The organism is Streptomyces sp. NPDC005435 (assembly GCF_040703155.1).
Lineage (GTDB): Bacteria > Actinomycetota > Actinomycetes > Streptomycetales > Streptomycetaceae > Streptomyces.
In genome coordinates, this window is record NZ_JBEXEQ010000001.1 from 114,489 (window position 1) to 134,741 (window position 20,253).

Here is a 20,253-nt window from a genome sequence, read left to right on the forward strand (position 1 = left end):
CCGCGAGACCAAAGGACATCCGCGAGGATTCCCTGTCACTACGCACTTGGCCTTACGGACCTCGCATGAACACTGGGCACCCACGCGACGTCGGACCGTCGATTACGGGCCTGCTACACCAGGGCCGGGCAAAGCACCCCGACCTGATGAGCAACACACGAGGACGCTTGGTAACCCGGGTGAACATGCCAGCGGCGGTACGAGAAGGATTCGTACCGCCGCAACCCTTGTCCGGGCCGCCCGCCCCCGCCGCGAACCGGCCCGCTCAGGCCGCCCCGCGCTGCAGCGCCTCGCACACGGCCGTCGACTCACGGGCACCGAGCTCGATCGCCCGGCCGCAGTGCGCGATCCAGGCGGCCATGCCGTCGGGAGTGCCCGAGACGTAGCCGTCCAGCGCGCCCAGATAGGCCGCACGGCCCAGTTCGGCGTGGCCGACCTCGGAGGGGCACACCGCCTTCGGGTCCAGGCCGCTGCCGATCAGCACGATGCGCTCGGCGGCGCGCGCGACGAGCCCGTTGTGCGAGGTGAAGGGGCGCAGCGCGAGCAGCTCGCCGTGCACCACGGCGGCCGTCACCAGCGCGGGCGCCGCGCTGCCCGCGATGATCAGCTCCGCGAGACCGTCGAGGCGGCCCGAGACCTCGGGGGCGTCGGGCAGCCGCAGCTCGATCAGCGGCTCGTCGGCCGTCTCACCGGCGCGGCGCGGCCGGCCCACCTCGTCGCCGTCGCTCGCGGCCGCCACCAGATGCAGCCGGGCCAGCACCCGCAGGGGCGACTGCCGCCAGATGGACAGCAGCTGGCCCGCTTCGGCGGTCAGCCGCAGGGCCGCGCCCATGACCCGCGCCTCGGCGTCGGTACTGAAGTCCGTGCGCCGCCGCACCTCCTCCAGGCCCCAGTCGGCACCGGACAGCGCGGCCGAACCACGCGCACCGCGCAGCGCCGCCTCGGAGGTGATCGCGTTGCTGCGGCGCCGCATGATCCGGTGCCCGTAGACCCGGTCCACGGCCTTGCGCACGGACTCCACGGAGTCGGCCACGCCGGGCAGCGAACCCAGGGCGGCGAGCGGGTCGGCGGTCGCACCTGTCGTACTCATGCGTACGACCCTACGCCTCCGTCCCTCGTCCGGACCCGCACCCCTGGGGAAGCCCGCGACCCCCTCCCGGCCACCCCTCGAAGGAGTGGTCTTCCCCCGACTTCCTGACACGTACAGCGATGAGGCGACTACCGTTCGTGAACATGAAAATTGCTTTCGTCGGGAAGGGCGGCAGCGGCAAGACCACGCTCTCCTCCCTCTTCATCCGCCATCTGGCGGCCGCCGGAGCCCCGGTGGTCGCGATCGACGCCGACATCAACCAGCACCTCGGCCCCGCTCTCGGCCTCGACGAGGCGGAGGCGGCCGCACTGCCCGCGATGGGCGACCGGCTGCGGCTCATCAAGGACCATCTGCGCGGCGGCAACCCGCGCATCGCCTCCGCCGAGACGATGATCAAGACCACCCCGCCCGGCGAGGGCTCGCGGCTGGTCCGGGTGCGGGAGCCCAACGCGATCTACGACGCCTGCGCGCGCCCCGTGGAACTCGACGGCGGCGCCGTCCGTTTGATGGTCACCGGCCCCTTCACCGACGCCGACCTGGGGGTCGCCTGCTACCACTCCAAGACGGGAGCGGTGGAGCTGTTCCTGAACCACCTCGTCGACGGCCCCGACGAGTACGTGGTGGTCGACATGACCGCCGGTTCGGACTCCTTCGCCTCCGGCATGTTCACCCGCTTCGACATGACGTTCCTCGTCGCCGAGCCGACGCGGAAGGGGGTGTCCGTCTACCGGCAGTACAAGGAGTACGCCCGCGACTTCGACGTCACCCTGAAGGTCGTCGGCAACAAGGTCCAGGCCCAGGACGACATCGACTTCCTGCGCAAGGAGGTCGGGGACGACCTGCTGGTCACGGTCGGGCACTCGGACTGGGTGCGCGCCATGGAGAAGGGGCGCCCGCCGCGCTTCGGGCTCCTGGAGGAGACCAACGCGGCCGCGCTGCACCGGCTGAAGAGCGCCGCCGACGCGACGTACGCCCGGCGTGACTGGGAGCGCTACACCCGTCAGATGACGCACTTCCACCTGAAGAACGCCGAGTCGTGGGGGAACGAGCGCACCGGGGCCGACCTGGCCGCGCAGATCGACCCCGGCTTCGTGCTGGGCGAGGGCGTCGCCGCCCCCGCCTGACGTCCGCCGCCCGGCGCCCGCCGCCGGGCGGACGCCGCCGGGCGGACGCCTGCTGCTCGGCGGACGCCTGCCGCTTGGCCGACGCCTACTGCTTGGCCGCCGGCGCCCCCGGTACACCCTTCGGCGCCGGTGCCGGGCGGCCGGAGAGGAAGGACGCCCAGCCCTGCTTGGGCGTCTCCCCGACCTCCAGGGTGCGCAGCTTGGTCAGGGTCTGCGGGTCCTGCGCGTCCAGCCAGTCGGCCAGTTCGTGGAAGGAGACGCAGCGCACGTCGGGCTTGCCGCACACCGTCTTCACCACGTCCTCGATGGCGCGCATGTAGGTGCCGCCGTTCCAGGACTCGAAGTGGTTGCCGATGATCAGGGGCGCGCGGTTGCCGTTGTAGGCGCGGTCGAAGCCCTTGAGCAGGCCGTCACGCATCTCGTCGCCCCAGAGGCCGAACTTGTCGGGGTCGCCCTGGGTCTGGGTGCCGGACTGGTTGACCATGAAGTTGTAGTCCATGGTCAGCTGCTCGAAGGTGTGCCCGGGGAAGGGGACCAGCTGCATGGACAGGTCCCACAGGCCCTCCTTCTTCTTGGGCCAGAGCTGGTTGTTCACACCGCTGGAGTCGTAGCGGAAGCCCATCTGGCTCGCCGCCTTCACGAAGTTCTTCTGCCCCTCCAGGCAGGGGGTGCGGGCGCCGATGAGTTCCTTGTCGTAGTCGAAGGGGAGCGGGGAGGCGTTCTTCAGGCCCGAGTTGGTCTTCCAGGTCTTCACGAACTGCTTGGCCTGGCTGATCTCACTCTTCCACTCGTCCACCGACCACTGGCCGACCCCGCCGTCGGGTCCGCAGAAGTGGCCGTTGAAGTGGGTGCCGATCTCGTTGCCCTCCAGCCAGGCGAGGCGGGCCTGCTTGGCGGTGTCGGCGATGCCCTGGTCGTCGTTGAAGCCGATGTCGGAGCGGCCCGGGGAGTGCTGCGGGGGCCGGTAGAGGTCGCGCTTGGCCTCGGGCAGCATGTAGACGCCGCTGAGGAAGAACGTCATGTTCGCGTGGTTGTCCTTGGCGACCTTGCGGAAGTGCGAGAACAGCTTCTGGCTGTCCTCACCGGCACCGTCCCAGGAGAACACCACGAACTGCGGCGGCTTCTGACCGGGCTTCAGTTTCTCGGGCCTCGGCAGGTGCGGCTGCGCCCCGGTGTAGGCGGTGGACCCGTCACCGATCAGGCGGACCACGCTCTTGGGGGCGGCGACTCCCTGCTGCGGGCCGGGCGCACCCTCCTTCACGGGGTGGGAGCCGGCGGCGCAGCCGGCGAGGGACGCGGCACCGGCCGCGGCGACCATGGCACAGACGGCGATCCTCTGGGTGGCGGCCATGTTCCGCCCACCTTCTTCCTTCTCTCAGGCGCTTCTCTCGGGCGAGCCGATGACGGCGTTTTGTGCTGGTCCGCCGGGTTCGCCCCGACGGCGCCGCCAAGGTCGCACGGGGCCGAGAAGGAATTAGTAAGACAAGCCGATGGAATGCCCTCTTCACTCTGGCGAGTGGAGATATGCGCCATATGCCTCGAAAGACTATGCGGGACATTTACTCGCCATTACGATTCATTTACCGAAATTTGATTCATCCCGCCGCTGCACGCCGTGACCCACGGCCGCGACCGAACACCCGCCCCATTTCCCGCCGCCACACGGCAGAAGAAGGGCGAGCCACCCCAAGTCCGCGACCGCGTAGCCCCGGAGGGGACCCATGTCAGCCTGCGCCCCCGCTCACCTCCACTCCCACTCCCCACCCACCGACCCACCGCCGCCCAAGCGCCGTTTCGCCGTCGCGGGTGCCGACCTGTCCGCCTCCGTCGCGGTCTTCCTCATCGCCCTGCCGCTCTCGCTCGGTATCGCGCTCGCCACCGGCGCGCCCCTGCAGGCCGGCCTGGTTGCCGCCGCCGTCGGCGGGATCGTGGCCGGCCGGATCGGTGGCTGCCCGCTCCAGGTCAGCGGCCCGGCCGCCGGGCTGACCGTGGTCACCGCCGACCTGATCCACCGGTACGGCTGGCGGGCGACCTGTGGCATCACCGTCCTCGCCGGACTCGCCCAACTCGGCCTGGGCTGCCTGCGGGTGGCGCGTGGCGCGCTCGCCGTCAGCCCGGCCGTGGTCCACGGGATGCTCGCGGGCATCGGCGTCACCATCGCCGTGGCCCAGCTGCACATCGTGCTCGGCGGCAACCCGGACAGCTCGGTGCTGACCAACCTCCGCGCACTGCCGAACGAGTTGGCGCACATGGACCCGGCGGCGGTGTCGGTGAGCGCGCTCACCCTGACGCTGCTCCTTGCCTGGCCGCGTCTGCGGGGCGAACCGGGGCGCCTGCTCCGCAAGATCCCGGCCCCCCTCGTCGCGGTCACCGGCGCCACGGTGGCCGCCCTGCTCGCCGGGCTCACCCTGCCCCGCGTCGACCTGCCCTCCTGGAGCAGTCACGCGCTGGCCGGACTGCCCGAGGGACCGGCGCTCGGCGTCGTGGCCGCCGTGCTCACCACCACCCTGGTGTGCAGCGTGCAGTCACTGCTCGGCGCGGTCGCCGTGGACAAGATGGCCGCCGCCCGCACCGGACCCCAGGCCCGGCTCGGCCGCTCGGACCTCGACCGCGAACTCCTCGGCCAGGGCGCGGCCAACATCGTCTCCGGCGCCCTCGGCGGCCTGCCCGTCGCCGGCGTGGCCGTCCGCAGCACGGCGAACGTGAACGCGGGCGCGGTGAGCCGGAACTCCACGATGCTGCACGGTGTTCTCGTGGTGATCGCCACGCTGCTCCTGGTCCCGGTCCTGGAGCACATCCCGCTCGCCGCACTCGCCGCCCTGGTGATGGCCGTCGGCATCCAGATGGTCTCGCTGCACCACATCCGCACGGTCAACCGCCACCGTGAGGTCCCGGTGTACGCCGCCACCACGCTCGGCGTCGTCGTTTTCGGCGTCCTGGAGGGCGTGCTCCTCGGAATCGCCGTGGCCGTCGTCCTCGCCCTGCACCGTCTCACCCACACCCGCGTCACGCACGAGGAGAAGGAAGGGGTCCACCATGTCCAGGTGCGCGGCCAGTTGACGTTCCTCGCCGTGCCCCGGCTCAGCCGAACCCTGCACCGTGTGCCCCAGGGCGCCCGTGCGGTGGTGGAGCTGGACGGCTCCTTCATGGACCACGCGGCGTACGAGGCGCTCCAGGACTGGCAGAGCTCCCACACCGCGCGCGGCGGATCCGCCGAACTGACCGGCAGACACGGCACGTTCCGCTCCCCCGCGACAAGCTCCGCCCCCTGTCACTGCCGCCCCTGGACACCGTGGCGCAACCACCAGTGCGCGATGCCGTCCGGCGGTTCGGCGGAGAAGACGGGGGCACGGCCAACGCCCATGTCGTCAACGCCCTTGCAGGGAGCGGCTGCAGAGGGAACGCCCGCACGGGGAACAGCCTCACCGGGGACGGCCGACGGCCCGGAGCCCAGACGCGTGGGCCTCGCTCCCGCCGCCACCCTCGACACCGGCACCCCCAACACCACCGCCCTCGGCACCGCCACCCCCGACGCCCCCACCCCCGAGCCCACCGCCCCCGACGCCTACCCCCACGAACTCGCCCGTGGCATCAGCTCGTTCCAGCGGAACACCGCCCCGCTGGTCCGGGAGGAGCTGGCGCGGCTCGCGCGGGAGGGGCAGCGGCCCTCGCAGCTCTTCCTCACCTGTGCCGACTCCCGGCTGGTCACCTCGATGATCACCGCCAGCGGTCCCGGCGATCTCTTCGTGGTGCGCAACGTGGGAAACCTGGTCCCGCCGCCGGGAGAGGAGGGGGAGGCGCCCGCCGACGACTCCGTGGCCGCCGCCATCGAGTACGCGGTGGACGTGCTCGGGGTCCGCTCGATCACGGTCTGCGGGCACTCCGGGTGCGGTGCGATGCAGGCGCTGCTCACGACGGAACCCGGCGCGGCCCCGGCCCCGGCCCCCACCCCGCTCAGACGCTGGCTGCGGTACGGGCTGCCGAGCCTGGAGCGGATGGCCGCCGGCTCCGGGACGGCACCCCGGCTGGCGGAGCGGCCGGCCGCCGACGCGGTGGAGCGGCTGTGCCTGACGAACGTGGTCCAGCAGCTGGCGCATCTGCGGGCGCACGAGTCGGTGGCGCGCGCCCTGGCCGCCGGTGCGCTGGAGCTGCACGGGATGTACTTCCACGTGGGCGAGGCGCGGGCCTATCTGCTGGGCGGTCCGGCGGACGAAGGGGTGTTCCACGACGTCAGAGAGGACATGAGAGAGGTGGAAGAGGTGTGCGGCCCCGCGTGAGCGGCCACTCCGGGTGAGCCGCAGAAAGGTCTAAACCAATTCTGCGGCCCACCCTTGTCATCGGCCTTCCGGTCTGATGAGGTGTGGCCCGGGACACAACGGACACCCTGGGAAAGGGAGATGTCGTGAGCAACGAGAGCCTGGCCAACCTCTTGAAGGAGGAGCGCCGCTTCGCGCCGCCCGCTGACCTGGCGGCGAACGCCAACGTCACGGCCGAGGCGTACGAACAGGCCAAGGCTGACCGGCTCGGCTTCTGGGCCGAGCAGGCCCGGCGGCTGAGCTGGGCCAAGGAGCCGACCGAGACGCTGGACTGGTCGAACCCGCCGTTCGCGAAGTGGTTCAAGGACGGCGAGCTGAACGTCGCCTACAACTGCGTGGACCGCCATGTCGAGGCCGGCAACGGCGACCGGGTGGCCATCCACTTCGAGGGCGAGCCGGGCGACAGCCGCTCGATCACCTACGCGGAGCTGAAGGACGAGGTCTCCAAGGCCGCCAACGCCCTGCTGGAGCTGGGTGTCCGCAAGGGCGACCGGGTCGCGATCTACATGCCGATGATCCCCGAGACCGCGATCGCGATGCTGGCCGCGGCCCGTATCGGCGCCGCGCACTCGGTCGTCTTCGGCGGCTTCTCGGCGGACGCGCTGGCCACCCGCATCAAGGACGCGGACGCCAAGGTCGTCATCACCTCCGACGGCGGCTTCCGGCGCGGCAAGCCGTCCGCGCTCAAGCCCGCCGTGGACGAGGCGGTCGCCAAGGCCGGCTCGGTCGAGCACGTGCTCGTGGTGCGCCGTACGGGCCAGGACGTGGCCTTCGACGCCGGGCGGGACGTCTGGTGGCACGAGCTGGTCGGACGCCAGTCGGCCGAGCACACTCCGGAGGCGTTCGAGGCGGAGCACCCGCTGTTCATCCTCTACACCTCGGGCACGACGGGTAAGCCGAAGGGCATCCTGCACACCTCGGGCGGCTACCTCACCCAGGCGGCGTACACCCACTGGGCGGTGTTCGACCTCAAGCCGGAGACGGACGTCTACTGGTGCACGGCCGACGTCGGCTGGGTCACCGGGCACTCGTACATCGTGTACGGCCCGCTGGCCAACGGCGCGACCCAGGTGATGTACGAGGGCACCCCGGACACCCCGCACCAGGGCCGGTTCTGGGAGATCGTGGAGAAGTACCGGGTCTCGATCCTCTACACGGCCCCGACGGCGATCCGGACGTTCATGAAGTGGGGCGACGACATCCCCGCGCAGTTCGACCTGACCTCGCTGCGGGTCCTCGGTTCGGTGGGCGAGCCGATCAACCCCGAGGCGTGGATCTGGTACCGGAAGAACATCGGCGCCGACCGCACCCCGGTCGTGGACACCTGGTGGCAGACCGAGACCGGCGCGATGATGATCTCGCCGCTGCCCGGCGTCACCGAGACCAAGCCCGGTTCCGCGCAGCGCCCGCTGCCCGGCATCGGCGCGACCGTCGTGGACGACGAAGGCCACGAGGTGCCGAACGGAGGCGGCGGCTATCTGGTCCTGACCGAGCCGTGGCCCTCGATGCTGCGCACCATCTGGGGCGACGACCAGCGGTTCCTGGACACGTACTGGTCGCGCTTCCCGGACAAGTACTTCGCGGGCGACGGCGCCAAGAAGGACGAGGACGGCGACATCTGGCTGCTCGGCCGGGTGGACGACGTGATGCTGGTGTCCGGGCACAACATCTCCACCACCGAGGTGGAGTCGGCGCTCGTCTCGCACCCGGCGGTCGCCGAGGCGGCGGTCGTGGGCGCGGCGGACGAGACCACCGGCCAGGCCATCGTCGCCTTCGTGATCCTGCGCGGGAACGTGACGGAGGACGAGAAGCTGGTCGCCGAGCTGCGCGACCACGTGGGCGCCACGCTCGGCCCGATCGCCAAGCCCAAGCGCGTCCAGCCGGTCGTGGAGCTGCCCAAGACCCGCTCCGGCAAGATCATGCGCCGGCTGCTGCGCGAGCTGGCGGAGGACCGTGAGCTGGGTGACGTGACGACCCTGGCCGACTCCACGGTCATGGCGCTCATCCAGAGCCGGATGCCGTCGAAGCCGAGCGACGACTAGGCGGTACGGCCGCGAGGGGTGCCCGGTGCGCGAGAAGCACCGGGCACCCCTCGCGCCGGCCCCCGACCTTAGGTAAAGTAAGCAAAATCGGCACGAACGACGTGCCAGTGGTGTGCCGGGAAGTCTGGTCGGCAGGTGTTTCGCCCTGCCCACGACCGGAAGGCCCCCGCGATGACCGCGCCCCGCACCCCGAACGCCACCCGCAGGGCCCTGGGACGCCTGTCGCTGCCCGAGCGGACCGCCGTCGCGGACGCGCTGCGCACCGAGACCGTGGGCGGGGTCCTCGTCCTCGTCGCGGCGATCGCCGCCCTCGTCTGGGCGAACGTCCCCGCGCTCCACGACAGCTACGAAGCCGTCAGCCACTTCCACCTCGGCCCCTCCGCTCTCGGCCTGAACCTCTCCGTCGCGCACTGGGCCGCCGACGGCGTGCTCGCGGTGTTCTTCTTCGTCGCCGGGGCGGAACTCAAGCGCGAGCTGGTCGCGGGGGACCTGCGCGACCCCAGGGCGGCCGTGCTGCCCGTGGCGGCGGCGCTGTGCGGGATGGCGGTGCCCGCGCTGGTGTACACCCTCACCGGGCTCGCCGGGGGCGGCTCACTGGCCGGCTGGGCGGTGCCCACGGCCACCGACATCGCCTTCGCGCTCGCCGTCCTCGCGGTCATCGGCACCTCGCTGCCGAGCGCGCTGCGCGCCTTCCTGCTCACGCTCGCCGTCGTCGACGACCTCTTCGCCATCCTGATCATCGCGGTGTTCTTCACCGGCCGGATCGACTTCGCCGCGCTCGGCGGGGCCGTCGCCGCCCTGGCCGTCTTCTGGCTGCTGCTGCGCAAGGGGGTACGCGGCTGGTACGTGTACGTGCCGCTCGCGCTGGTGACCTGGGCGCTGATGTACCGCAGCGGGGTGCACGCCACCATCGCGGGCGTCGCCATGGGCCTGATGCTGCGCTGCACCACCCGTGAGGGCGAGGAACGCTCGCCCGGGGAGCGGATCGAGCATCTGGTGCGGCCGCTGTCGGCGGGGCTCGCGGTGCCGCTGTTCGCGCTGTTCAGCGCCGGGGTGCCGGTCTCCGGCGGTGCGCTCGCGCAGGTCTTCACCCGGCCGGAGACGCTCGGTGTGGTGCTCGGGCTCGTCGTGGGCAAGGCCGTCGGGGTCTTCGGCGGCACCTGGCTCACCGTGCGCTTCACCCGGGCCACGCTCGGCGAGGGCCTGGCCTGGGCCGACGTGTTCGCGGTCGCGACGCTCGCGGGGATCGGGTTCACCGTCTCGCTGCTGATCGGCGAGCTGGCGTTCGCGGACGACGCCGCGCTCACCGCCGAGGTCAAGGCGGCCGTCCTCGTCGGATCGCTGATCGCGGCCATCTGTGCGACCGTGCTGCTGAAGGTACGTAATGCGAAGTACCGCGGTATGTGCGAGGACGAGGAGCGCGACGAGGACGAGGACGGCGTCCCCGACATCTATGAACAGGACGATCCGGCGTACCACCTGCGCATGGCCGCGGTCCATGAGCGCCGGGCCGCCGAGCACCGCCGGCTGGCCGCCGAAAGGACCGCCGCCGCGCGGCGCGCGCGTGCGGAAGTACCCGGCGGGGCAGGCGAGGAGAACAGTCGTCCGGCATGATCTGACGAGACGGTACAAACCAAGCGGTACAACGAAGACGGCACCACACCTCAGAGGGAGAACGCGATGAGCGCACCCGACGGCAGCCCGGTCGGCGCCGAACACAGCATCGGCCAGTTGTTCGCCTCGGCGTCGAGCGACTTGTCGGCACTGGTGCACGACGAGATCGCCCTGGCCAAGGCGCAGCTCAAGCAGGACGTCAAGCGCGGCGCGATGAGCGGCGGTTCGTTCTCGGTGGCGGGCGCGCTGCTGCTGTTCTCCCTGCCGATGCTCAACTTCGCGCTGGCGTACGGCATCCGCACCTGGAGCCACTGGAACATGGCGATCTGCTTCCTGCTGTCCTTCGCGGCCAACGTGCTGGTGGCCGGACTGCTCGCGCTCGCGGGTCTGACGCTCGCCAAGAAGGCCAAGAAGAGCAAGGGCCCGCAGAAGGTGGCCGCTTCGATGAAGGAGTCGGCCGGCGTGCTCCAGAAGGCCAAGCCGCACCCGCGCGTCACCGGCCCGCAGCACCCGCGCGCGCTGCCGCCGGCGGAGCGCACCCGCAAGGCTGTGGCACGCTCGTCCTCATGACGGAACCCGCCGCCGCCCCGGCCGTACGCCTCGGCATCCCCTCCGGGGAGAAGGTCACCCACCGCGACGTCGCCGCCAACGGCGCCCGCTTCCACATCGCCGAACTCGGCGACGGCCCCCTGGTGATGCTGCTGCACGGCTTCCCGCAGTTCTGGTGGACCTGGCGCCATCAGCTCTCCGCGCTCGCCGCGGCGGGCTACCGCGCCGTCGCCATGGACCTGCGCGGTGTCGGCGGCAGCGACCGCACCCCGCGCGGCTACGACCCCGCCAACCTCGCGCTCGACGTGACGGGCGTGATCCGCTCGCTGGGCGAGCCCGACGCCGCCCTGGTCGGCCACGACCTGGGCGGCTATCTGGCGTGGACGGCGGCAGCGATGCGGCCCAAGCTGGTGCGGCGGCTCGCCGTGGTGTCGATGCCGCACCCCCGGCGCTGGCGGTCGGCGATGCTGCGGGACGCCCGGCAGACGGCGGCGAGTTCGTACATCTGGGGGTTCCAGCGGCCGTGGATCCCCGAGCGGCAGCTGACCGCCGACGACGGCGCTCTGGTCGGGCGGCTGATCCGGGACTGGTCCGGGCCGCGCCTGCCGGAGGACGCGGACGTGGACACGTACCGGCGGGCGATGTGCATCCCGTCCACCGCGCACTGCTCCATCGAGCCGTACCGCTGGCTGGTGCGCTCGCTGGCGCGGCCCGACGGCATCCAGTTCAACCGCCGGATGAAGCGGCCGGTGCGGGTGCCGACGCTGCATCTGCACGGTTCCCTCGACCCCGTCACGCGGACGCGCAGCGCGGCCGGTTCGGGCGAATACGTGGAAGCGCCGTACCGCTGGCGGCTGTTCGACGGGCTGGGGCACTTCCCGCACGAGGAGGACCCGGTGGCGTTCTCCACCGAACTGGTCAACTGGCTGAAGGACCCCGAACCCGACCGGTGACCGTACGGGCGCGCGGAGTGTCCGTTTTCCCGACCGTTCCTGAACACTTGTCCCCCGAACGGCCACATGCCTGGCGCATAGGCCGATCGGTGGGCGCGGAAGCGGTTATCGACCTTGGGGCGGGGGCACACGTCCGGGTATGGGCTGGACGCACGACTACAGTGACGCACCCCGTGACCGCCGTTCCCTCGCCGGAATGGGCTCCGCGCGGCGAGGCACCCCGCAACTGGCGGAAGCGGACCCGAGGGTGGGGATTCCGCGCATCCTGCGCCGCCGGGCCCGCTGGGTCTCGGTACGCCTGCGTCACCCGCGCGGCTGAAGCGGCTGAAGCGGCCCAGCAGCCGTAGGCCGCCGGACCGCCCCCGCTCAGAGCCTCACAGGGCGCAGTTGTCCGTGCCCACCTGCTCGGTGGCGGTGCGTCCCTTGGCGATGTCGGCGCGGATCTCGTCGGCGGTGAGGGCGTAGCCGGTCTCGGCGTCGTCCAGGGACTTGGCGAACACCACGCCGTACACCTTCCCCTGGGGGGTGAGCAGCGGGCCGCCGGAGTTGCCCTGGCGGACGGTGGCGTAGAGCGAGTACACATCGCGGGCGACGGTGCCCCGGTGGTAGATGTCGGGCCCGTTGGCCGTGATGCGCCCGCGCACGCGCGCCGCGCGCACGTCGTACGAGCCGTTCTCCGGGAACCCGGCCACGATCGCGCCGTTGCCGCCGTCGGCATCCTGGGCGGAGAACCGCAGTACGGGTGCCTTCAGGTCGGGCACGTCCAGGACGGCGATGTCGCGCCGCCAGTCGTACAGCACGACCTTGGCGTCGTACTTGCGGCCCTCGCCGCCTATCTGGACGGTGGGTTCCTCGACGCCGCCCACCACGTGGGCGTTGGTCATCACGCGGCGGTCGCCGAAGACGAAGCCGGTGCCCTCCAGGACCTTGCCGCAACTGTGCGCGGTGCCCGTGACCTTGACGATGGAGCGCTGGGCGCGCACCGGGACCGCGCTGCGCGCGAGGGCCGGGTCGGGCGGCTGGACCTCCTTGATGGGCTCGTTCGAGAACGGGCTGAAGACCTGCGGGAAGCCGTTCTGGGCGAGGACGGAGGTGAAGTCCTTGAACCAGATGTCGGCCTGACCCGGCAGCACCTGGTCCATGCCGACCAGCACCCGGGAGTCGCGCACCTCGCGGCTGACCGTCGGCAGCGTGGTCTGGGCGAGGGCGGAGCCGAGCAGCCAGGCGACCAGCAGCATCGCGGCGACGTTGACGAGCGCGCCGCCGGTGGCGTCCAGGGCGCGCGCCGGTGACCATGTGATGTGGCGGCGCAGCCGGCCGCCGAGGTGCGTGGTCAGGGCCTGGCCGACGGAGGCCACGACGATGACGACGACCACGGCCACCACCGCGATCACGGTGCTGACCTTGCGGCCGCCGGTCAGGGCGTCCCAGAGCACCGGCAGCGCGTAGACGGTGACGAGACCGCCGCCGAGGAAGCCGGTCACCGAGAGGATGCCGACGACGAAGCCCTGGCGGTAGCCGACGACGGCGAACCAGGCGGCCGCGGCCAGCAGGAGGATGTCGAGCACGTTCACCGCTTCTGGACCCGCCCCATCACTTTCGCTCCGGCCCCGGCGGCTCGGCCGGGGGTCCGGGGAGCGGCGGCAGGTCCGCCGACGTCGTGCCCCCGGGGAAAACACCGCACGGACACCCTGTCACGACCGCCGGTCGAGCGGGACCTGCCGGGAGCGGTCCCAGGGCTGCTCCCAGCCCGCGTAGTGCAGCAGCCGGTCGATCACGCCGGCGGTGAAGCCCCAGACCAGGGCCGATTCGACCAGGAATGCCGGGCCTCGGTAGCCGCTCGGGTGGATGGCCATGGCGCGGTTGGCGGGGTCCGTGAGATCCGCCACGGGGACGGTGAAGACGCGCGCGGTCTCGTTGGGATCGACGACGCCGACCGGGCTGGGCGCGCGCCACCAGCCGAGGACGGGGGTGACGACGAACTCGCTGACCGGGATGTAGAGCGCGGGCAGCACGCCGAAGAGCTGCACGCCCGCCGGGTCGAGCCCGGTCTCCTCCTCGGCCTCGCGCAGGGCGGCCCGCAGCGGCCCGTCGGTCTTCGGGTCGCCGTCCACCGGGTCGAGCGCGCCGCCGGGGAAGGACGGCTGGCCCGCGTGCGAACGCAGCGAACCGGCGCGCTCCATGAGCAGCAGCTCGGGGCCGCGCTCGCCCTCGCCGAACAGGATGAGCACCGCCGACTGCCGCCCCGAGCCGTTCTCCGGCGGCAGGAAGCGGCTGAGCTGGAGCGGCTGGACCGTCTCGGCGGCGCGCGCCACCGGCTCCAGCCAGCCCGGCAGGCCTTCCCGGCGCAGCGCGGCCGGCCCCTCGTGCGTGTCCCGTGTGTACGTCATGCCCGCCCCCTCGCCGTCGCCCACGTCCGTGCCGCCCCGCGCCGCTGCCGTCACCCGGCCCCCAGCGGCGGGGCCGGGATGCCGCCCGCGTCCAGATAGGCCTGCGGCGGGTTCAGCCGCTGGCCGGGGAAGCCGCCCTTCTCGTACTTGAGGAGCTTCTTCGCCTTCTCCGGGTCCGTCTCGCCCTCGCCGTACGAGGGGCAGAGCGGGGCGATGGGGCAGACGCCGCAGGCGGGCTTGCGGGCGTGACAGATGCGGCGGCCGTGCCAGATCACGTGGTGGGACAGGTCGGTCCAGTCCTTCTTGGGGAACAGCGCCCCGACGGCCGCCTCGATCTTCTCGGGCTCGGTCTCCTCGGTCCACTTCCACCGCCTGACCAGCCGCTGGAAGTGGGTGTCCACGGTGATCCCGGGCCGCCCGAAGGCGTTGCCGAGGACCACGAAGGCGGTCTTGCGGCCGACTCCGGGCAGCTTGACCAGGTCCTCCAGCTTTCCGGGCACCTCGCCGCCGAAGTCCTCCACGAGGGCCTTGGAGAGTCCTATGACCGAGCGCGTCTTGGCCCGGAAGAAGCCGCAGGGCCGCAGGATCTCCTCGACCTCCTGCGGGTCGGCGGCCGCGAGGTCCTCGGGGGTCGGGTACTTGGCGAAGAGCGCCGGGGTCGTCTGGTTGACGCGCAGATCGGTGGTCTGGGCCGACAGGACGGTGGCGACCACGAGCTGGAAGGGGTTCTCGAAGTCCAGCTCGGGGTGGGCGTAGGGGTAGACCTCGGCCAGCTCGCGGTTGATGCGGCGGGCGCGGCGGACCAGGGCGGTGCGGGACTCGCCGGTGCCGGGGGTGCCGGGGATGCGGGAGCCGGGCTTCTTCGCCGGGACCGCTTTCGCCGGGGCCTTTGCCGCCGGAGCCTTTGTCGCCGGGGCCTCTTTCGCCGTAGCCGTTTTTACGGTTTTCACCTTTTTGCCACTTCCATCGGAACCCTGTTCGCCCACGGCGGAATCGCGGCGCGCGGTCACCCGTTCAGCCCCCTCGGCCTGTGCTCTCACCGGCTGTTTGGACACCCGGCCAGCCTAAAGCCCGGCACCGACATCCGCCCCGGAGCCGGAGGATCAGCCCCCGATTGGACCCCTGCCGCTCACGTTGGGACATGTGTGCGGCATCCTTGTGACAGATCACACTGTTTGGACCGTCCGGCAAAATGGGGAGCACGGTCCCCTGGCACGTGGGGGAGAACCATCCCCTGAGCAGGTCGACAAGGAGAGAACTCGTGGACGACGTTCTGCGGCGCAACCCGCTCTTCGCGGCTCTCGACGACGAGCAGTCCGCGGAGCTTCGCGCCTCCATGAGCGAGGTGACTCTCGCCCGTGGAGACTCCCTGTTCCACGAGGGCGACCCCGGCGACCGGCTGTACGTCGTCACGGAGGGCAAGGTCAAGCTCCACCGCACCTCCCCCGACGGGCGGGAGAACATGCTGGCCGTCGTCGGCCCCGGTGAGCTGATCGGCGAGCTGTCGCTGTTCGACCCCGGCCCGCGCACGGCGACCGCCACCGCGCTGACCGAGGTCAAGCTGCTGGGCCTCGGCCACGGCGACCTCCAGCCCTGGCTGAACGCGCGCCCCGAGGTGGCCACCGCGCTGCTGCGCGCGGTCGCCCGCCGGCTGCGCAAGACCAACGACGCCATGTCCGACCTGGTCTTCTCCGACGTTCCGGGCCGCGTCGCGCGCGCCCTGCTCGACCTCTCCCGCCGCTTCGGCGTGCAGTCCGAGGAAGGCATCCACGTCGTCCACGACCTCACCCAGGAGGAGCTGGCCCAGCTGGTCGGCGCCTCCCGCGAGACCGTGAACAAGGCGCTGGCCGACTTCGCCCAGCGCGGCTGGCTGCGCCTGGAGGCCCGCGCGGTGATCCTGCTCGACGTGGAACGCCTCGCGAAGCGCTCGCGCTGACGCGCCCCACACGGTGACAGGGCCCTGCCGGACGGCGGGGCCCTTTTCCGTGGGCACGGGGGCCTGCCGGCGTGGGGGCGGAAGCGCCGGACGCCCCGTCCCCCGGCCGGTGGCCTCTCGTGGAGCGGTCCGTCGTATTCGCCGTAATTCGGCTGACCGGACCCGTCCCGTACCGGCAGAGTACGGGGGTATGCCCGAGCCTCAGCGCGTGCCCGCTCCGCACGGACTGGACCCCGACGGGTTCATCGCCCGCGAGGGCTCCCTCGCGCGCGTGCAGGGGGCCTTCCGACCGGTCGTGGCCGCCGCGCGCGAGCGCCTCGGGGCCGTCTGGGGCGACCGGCTGCACAGCGCCTACCTCTACGGCTCGATCCCGCGCGGCACCGCGCGCGAGGGCCGCAGCGACCTGGACCTGCTGGTCGCGCTCCATGGAGAGCCGGCCGAGGCCGACCGGACCGCCGCGAACGCCCTGGGAGCGGCCCTGGACCGCGAGTACGGCGTGATCGACGGCGTGGGCACCCTGCTGTACGGCCGGGAGCGGCTGCTGAGCGAGGCGGAGCGGTACGACATGGGCTGGTTCCTGGCCTGCCTGTGCACCCCGCTCCTCGGGGACGACCTGGCCGCCCTGCTCCCCCGCTACCGCCCCAGCTCCCTGCTGGCCCGCGAGACCAACGGCGACCTCGCCCGGCTGCTGCCCCGCTGGCGCACCCGGATCGCGGGCGCGGCGGACACCGAGGAGGCCCGCGGACCGCTGGTGCGCTTCATGTCCCGGCACCTCGTGCGCACCGGCTTCACCCTGGTCATGCCCCGCTGGCAGGGCTGGACGAGCGACCTGGGCGAGATGGCGGAGATCTTCGGCGCGTACTACCCGGAGCGGGCCGCGCCGATGCGCGTGGCGGCGCGCTACGGCCGCGAGCCCGCCGGGGACGCCGGGGTGCTGCGGCTGTACGTGGACGACCTCGGCCCCTGGCTCGCCGCCGAGTACGCGCGCGTACACGGCGAAAAGGTCCTCCGTCCGGAGGAGGCGACGCCTTGAGGAGCGGTCAGATCTTGGCCCAGCCCTCGGGCGTCACCCGGTAGTACCGGCCGTCGTCCCAGTCCATCCGCGAGTGACCATGGACGCGCAGTTCGTCGTCCTCCAGGTGGTAGGTGAAGCCGCCCATCATGCCGACGACCGGGAAGACGATCCGCACGTCGAATCCCTCCGTGAGCGGGGACAGCGGCGGCAGCAGATGCTCGGTCCGCTCCAGACAGCCACCGGTGTTCTCCCGCAGCAGCGCGTGGAAGTGACGTTCCAGCGCCTCCGGCGGGGCGGGCAGCCGTCGTACCGCGACCGGCTCCAGCAGCTCCGCCAGGTGCGTGTGGCCGCGCTCGCGGGCGACGTCCACGGGCCGGCGGCCGTCCCGGGCCCGCTGGGTGCGCCAGGCGCCGTACGCGAGCAGCCGGGAGACGACGGCGAGACCCGCGCCGTGCCAGGCGGCCTGGTGCAGCGGGGCGAAGCCGCTGCGGTTGCCGGGCCGGGGCAGGCTGGCCCACTCGGGATGCTCCGCGAGCTGCTCGGACACGCCGTCCCAGTCGGCGTCGCGGGCCAGGTCGGCGAAGCGGTCCCGCTGTGCCAGGTACATCTCGCCGAACTGCCCGCGGTCGGTGAGGCCGTCCCACTGCATGCTGATCACCCGGCCACGCTAGCGCCGGCCCCCGCGCGCCGGAACAGGGCGTTCAGATCAGCCCGTGCTCACCCAGATAGTCCAGCTGGGCGCGGACGGACAGTTCGGCGGCGGGCCACAGCGAGGGGTCCACGTCGGCGTAGACGTGGGCGACGATCGCGGGGGCGGTGCGGTGACCGTTCTCCACGGCCGTCTCGACCTGGGCGAGGCGGTGGGCGCGGTGGGCGAGGTAGAACTCGACGGCACCCTGGGCGTCCTCCAGGACGGGCCCGTGACCCGGCAGGACGGTGTGCACGCCGTCGTCCACGGTGAGCGAGCGCAGCCGGCGCAGGGAGGCCAGGTACTCCCCCAGGCGGCCGTCGGGGTGCGACACCATGGTCGTGCCGCGCCCGAGGATGGTGTCGCCGGTCAGCACCGCGCGGTCGGCCGGGAGATGGAAGCTCAGGGAGTCGGCGGTGTGCCCGGGGGTCGGTACGACCCGCAGCTCCAGGCCGCCGGTGGTGATCACGTCTCCGGCCGCGAGCCCCTCGTCGCCCAGGCGGAGTGCCGGATCGAGGGCACGCACGCGCGTGCCGGTCAGTTCCGCGAAGCGGCCCGCGCCCTCGGCGTGGTCGGCGTGGCCATGGGTGAGCAGGGTGAGGGCTATGCGCCGCCCGGCCCGCTCCGCCGCGTCCACGACCGCGCGCAGATGGCCCTCGTCCAGGGGTCCGGGGTCGATGACGACGGCCAGGCCGGAGTCCGGCTCGGCGACGATCCAGGTGTTGGTGCCGTCCAGGGTCATCGCGGAGGCGTTGGGCGCGAGGACGTTGACGGCCCGTTCGGTCGCGGGGCCGGAGGCGACCACGTTCCGGGGCTGTCCGGGCAGTACGGCGGCGTCGGTCATGCCGCACCTCCGCCGGGGGCCGCCGGGACGTGCTTGGTGAACTCCTCGTGCCCCGGCCAGCTCAGCACGACCTCGCCGTCCCGAAGGCGGGCCCGCGCGAGCACCGGTGTCATGTCCCGCTCCGGCGCGGCCGCGAGCACCTCGGCGGCGCTGCCGTACGGCAGGAGCTGGCGCAGGGTGGCGACGGTGGGCGGCATCATCAGCAGCTCGCCCCGGTCGTACCCGGCGGCGGCCTCCTCGGGGCGCGTCCAGACCGTGCGGTCGGCCTCGGCCGAGGTCTCACGGGTGCGCTGGCCCTCGGGGAGGACGGCGACGAAGAACCAGGTGTCGTAGCGGCGGGACTCGAACTCCGGGGTGATCCAGCGCGTCCAGGCGCCGAGCAGGTCGGAGCGCAGGACCAGGCCCCGGCGGTCCAGGAACTCGGCGAAGGACAGCTCGTGGGCGATCAGGGCGGCGCGGTCGGCCTCCCAGTCGTCGCCGCTGGTGTCTCCCACGACCGTGCCGGGGCCGCTTCCGGCGAGCAGGACGCCCGCCTCCTCGAACGTCTCCCGTACGGCCGCGCAGACGACGGCCTGGGCGCCGTTCTCGTCCACCCCGAGCCGCTCGGCCCACCACGCGCGCGAGGGGCCCGCCCAGCCGATCTCGAGGTCGTCGTCGCGCGGATCGACCCCGCCGCCCGGATACGCGTACGCGCCCCCGGCGAAAGCCATGGAGGCGCGTCTGCGCAGCATGTGCACGGCAGGACCGGCCGGCGTGTCCCGCAGCAGCAGGACGGTCGCCGCGCGCCTGGGCGCCACGGGAGTGAGCGTGCCGTCCGCGAGCGCGCGGATCCGGTCCGGCCACTCCGGGGGGTACCACTGACCGTTCGCCATGGCCGGAGGCTATCCCGGACAGGGCAAATGTTCGAGAGGTGGCCGGGGGCCGTACGACGGGTTTGACGTGGGTGTTACGTGAGCTGCTCCCCCTGGACCGGGGAAGCGGCTCCCTACGGGCTTCCGGGCCTACGGAAGCAGCTCCACACGGGCCTACGGAAGCAGCTCCACACGGACCTACGGAAGCAGCTCCACCTGGATCTCGACCTCCACCGGCGCGTCCAGCGGCAGCACCGCGACGCCCACCGCGCTGCGGGCGTGCACGCCGCGGTCGCCGAGGACCTCGCCGAGCAGCTCGCTGGCGCCGTTGAGGACGCCGGGCTGGCCGGTGAAGTCGGACGCGGAGGCCACAAAGCCCGTGACCTTCACCACGCGGGCGATGCGATCCAGATCACCCGCGACGGACTTCACGGCGGCCAGCGCGTTCAGCGCGCAGGTGCGGGCGAGGGCCTTGGCCTCCTCCGCGGTGACCTCGGCGCCCACCTTGCCGGTGACCGGCAGCTGTCCGTCCACCATGGGCAGCTGGCCCGCGGTGTACACGTACGAACCGGACAGCACGGCCGGCTGGTAGGCGGCCAGCGGCGGCACCTCGGGCAGCGTCAGCCCGAGTTCGGCCAGCCGGGCCTCCACCGCGCTCACGCCTGCTTCTCCCGCTTCAGGTAGGCCACGAGCTGCTCCGGGTTGGGCCCGGGCACGACCTGGACGAGCTCCCAGCCGTCCTCGCCCCAGTTGTCCAGAATCTGCTTCGTGGCGTGGACGAGCAGCGGCACGGTCGAGTATTCCCACTTGGTCATGGGGCCGACTGTAGTCGCTGTTATCC

General features: G+C 72.3%; 19 protein-coding genes. 9 read left to right on the forward strand and 10 right to left on the reverse strand.

All coding sequences use genetic code 11. From position 1 onward, the window contains the following. Window positions 1-265: 265 nt before the first annotated feature. Entirely contained in the window at window positions 266-1,090 is an 825-nt protein-coding gene (locus tag AB0898_RS00500) for an oxidoreductase (protein ID WP_366800590.1), read from the reverse strand. A 143-nt stretch (window positions 1,091-1,233) separates the two neighbouring features. Here AB0898_RS00500 and AB0898_RS00505 point away from each other — a divergent pair, with 143 nt between their 5' ends. Then, window positions 1,234-2,214, forward strand: coding sequence for an ATP-binding protein (locus tag AB0898_RS00505; RefSeq protein WP_366800591.1), 981 nt, complete (start codon window positions 1,234-1,236; stop codon window positions 2,212-2,214). Between the two features lie 85 nt (window positions 2,215-2,299). On the opposite strand, the gene AB0898_RS00510 is transcribed toward AB0898_RS00505, so the two are convergent. Continuing rightward, window positions 2,300-3,565, reverse strand: a complete 1,266-nt coding sequence (locus tag AB0898_RS00510; protein WP_366800592.1) for a hypothetical protein — start codon at window positions 3,563-3,565, stop codon at window positions 2,300-2,302. A gap of 370 nt (window positions 3,566-3,935) precedes the next feature. Between AB0898_RS00510 and AB0898_RS00515 the strand changes: the two genes are divergently transcribed. The 6 genes from AB0898_RS00515 (at window position 3,936) to AB0898_RS00540 (ending at window position 12,007) form a co-directional block, all read left to right on the forward strand. Then, on the forward strand, window positions 3,936-6,491 hold the full coding sequence (locus tag AB0898_RS00515; protein WP_366800594.1) for a SulP family inorganic anion transporter: 2,556 nt from the start codon (window positions 3,936-3,938) through the stop codon (window positions 6,489-6,491). Window positions 6,492-6,616: 125 nt separating this feature from the next. Next, on the forward strand, window positions 6,617-8,572 hold the full coding sequence (gene acs / locus AB0898_RS00520) for an acetate--CoA ligase (RefSeq protein WP_366800595.1): 1,956 nt from the start codon (window positions 6,617-6,619) through the stop codon (window positions 8,570-8,572). A gap of 171 nt (window positions 8,573-8,743) precedes the next feature. Further along, the gene (nhaA, locus tag AB0898_RS00525; protein WP_366800596.1) at window positions 8,744-10,186 is read left to right on the forward strand and encodes a Na+/H+ antiporter NhaA; all 1,443 of its coding nucleotides are present in this window, start codon (window positions 8,744-8,746) and stop codon (window positions 10,184-10,186) included. A gap of 66 nt (window positions 10,187-10,252) precedes the next feature. Further along, window positions 10,253-10,756 carry a phage holin family protein gene (locus tag AB0898_RS00530; RefSeq protein WP_366800597.1) on the forward strand — a complete coding sequence of 168 codons (504 nt, stop codon included), beginning with the start codon at window positions 10,253-10,255 and terminating at the stop codon, window positions 10,754-10,756. Further along, the gene (locus AB0898_RS00535) at window positions 10,753-11,688 is read left to right on the forward strand and encodes an alpha/beta hydrolase (protein ID WP_366800598.1); all 936 of its coding nucleotides are present in this window, start codon (window positions 10,753-10,755) and stop codon (window positions 11,686-11,688) included. The genes AB0898_RS00530 and AB0898_RS00535 overlap by 4 nt, the downstream gene beginning before the upstream one ends. Before the next feature lie 139 nt (window positions 11,689-11,827). Next, the gene (locus tag AB0898_RS00540; RefSeq protein ID WP_366800599.1) at window positions 11,828-12,007 is read left to right on the forward strand and encodes a hypothetical protein; all 180 of its coding nucleotides are present in this window, start codon (window positions 11,828-11,830) and stop codon (window positions 12,005-12,007) included. A gap of 55 nt (window positions 12,008-12,062) precedes the next feature. On the opposite strand, the gene AB0898_RS00545 is transcribed toward AB0898_RS00540, so the two are convergent. The 3 genes from AB0898_RS00545 to nth all read right to left on the reverse strand — a co-directional run bounded on the left by AB0898_RS00545 (window position 12,063) and on the right by nth (window position 15,028). Further along, complete coding sequence (locus AB0898_RS00545) at window positions 12,063-13,262, reverse strand: MarP family serine protease (protein WP_366800600.1); 1,200 nt, start codon at window positions 13,260-13,262, stop codon at window positions 12,063-12,065. A gap of 120 nt (window positions 13,263-13,382) precedes the next feature. Beyond that, complete coding sequence (locus AB0898_RS00550; protein ID WP_366800602.1) at window positions 13,383-14,078, reverse strand: CoA pyrophosphatase; 696 nt, start codon at window positions 14,076-14,078, stop codon at window positions 13,383-13,385. 50 nt (window positions 14,079-14,128) lie between these two features. Next, window positions 14,129-15,028, reverse strand: coding sequence for an endonuclease III (gene nth / locus AB0898_RS00555; RefSeq protein WP_407078267.1), 900 nt, complete (start codon window positions 15,026-15,028; stop codon window positions 14,129-14,131). 311 nt (window positions 15,029-15,339) lie between these two features. On the opposite strand from nth, the gene AB0898_RS00560 reads away from it, so the two are divergent. Both AB0898_RS00560 and AB0898_RS00565 read left to right on the forward strand, forming a co-directional pair. After that, entirely contained in the window at window positions 15,340-16,014 is a 675-nt protein-coding gene (locus AB0898_RS00560) for a Crp/Fnr family transcriptional regulator (protein WP_018547939.1), read from the forward strand. A gap of 190 nt (window positions 16,015-16,204) precedes the next feature. Beyond that, window positions 16,205-17,047, forward strand: a complete 843-nt coding sequence (locus AB0898_RS00565; RefSeq protein WP_366800603.1) for a nucleotidyltransferase domain-containing protein — start codon at window positions 16,205-16,207, stop codon at window positions 17,045-17,047. Window positions 17,048-17,054: 7 nt separating this feature from the next. Here the strand turns inward: AB0898_RS00565 and AB0898_RS00570 are convergent, their stop codons facing one another. From AB0898_RS00570 to AB0898_RS00590, 5 genes are all read right to left on the reverse strand, one after another. After that, the gene (locus AB0898_RS00570) at window positions 17,055-17,678 is read right to left on the reverse strand and encodes an ankyrin repeat domain-containing protein (RefSeq protein WP_366801031.1); all 624 of its coding nucleotides are present in this window, start codon (window positions 17,676-17,678) and stop codon (window positions 17,055-17,057) included. Window positions 17,679-17,730: 52 nt separating this feature from the next. After that, window positions 17,731-18,561 (reverse strand): MBL fold metallo-hydrolase, encoded by an 831-nt coding sequence (locus AB0898_RS00575; protein WP_366800604.1) that lies wholly within the window; start codon window positions 18,559-18,561, stop codon window positions 17,731-17,733. Next, window positions 18,558-19,433, reverse strand: a complete 876-nt coding sequence (locus tag AB0898_RS00580; protein WP_366800605.1) for an NUDIX hydrolase — start codon at window positions 19,431-19,433, stop codon at window positions 18,558-18,560. The genes AB0898_RS00575 and AB0898_RS00580 overlap by 4 nt, the downstream gene beginning before the upstream one ends. Before the next feature lie 177 nt (window positions 19,434-19,610). Further along, a complete protein-coding gene (locus AB0898_RS00585; protein WP_366800606.1) occupies window positions 19,611-20,072 on the reverse strand; it encodes a RidA family protein in 462 nt (153 codons plus the stop codon). Next, window positions 20,069-20,227 carry a DUF4177 domain-containing protein gene (locus AB0898_RS00590; protein WP_018547934.1) on the reverse strand — a complete coding sequence of 53 codons (159 nt, stop codon included), beginning with the start codon at window positions 20,225-20,227 and terminating at the stop codon, window positions 20,069-20,071. Before AB0898_RS00590 ends, AB0898_RS00585 begins: the two co-directional genes overlap by 4 nt. Window positions 20,228-20,253 lie beyond the last annotated feature (26 nt).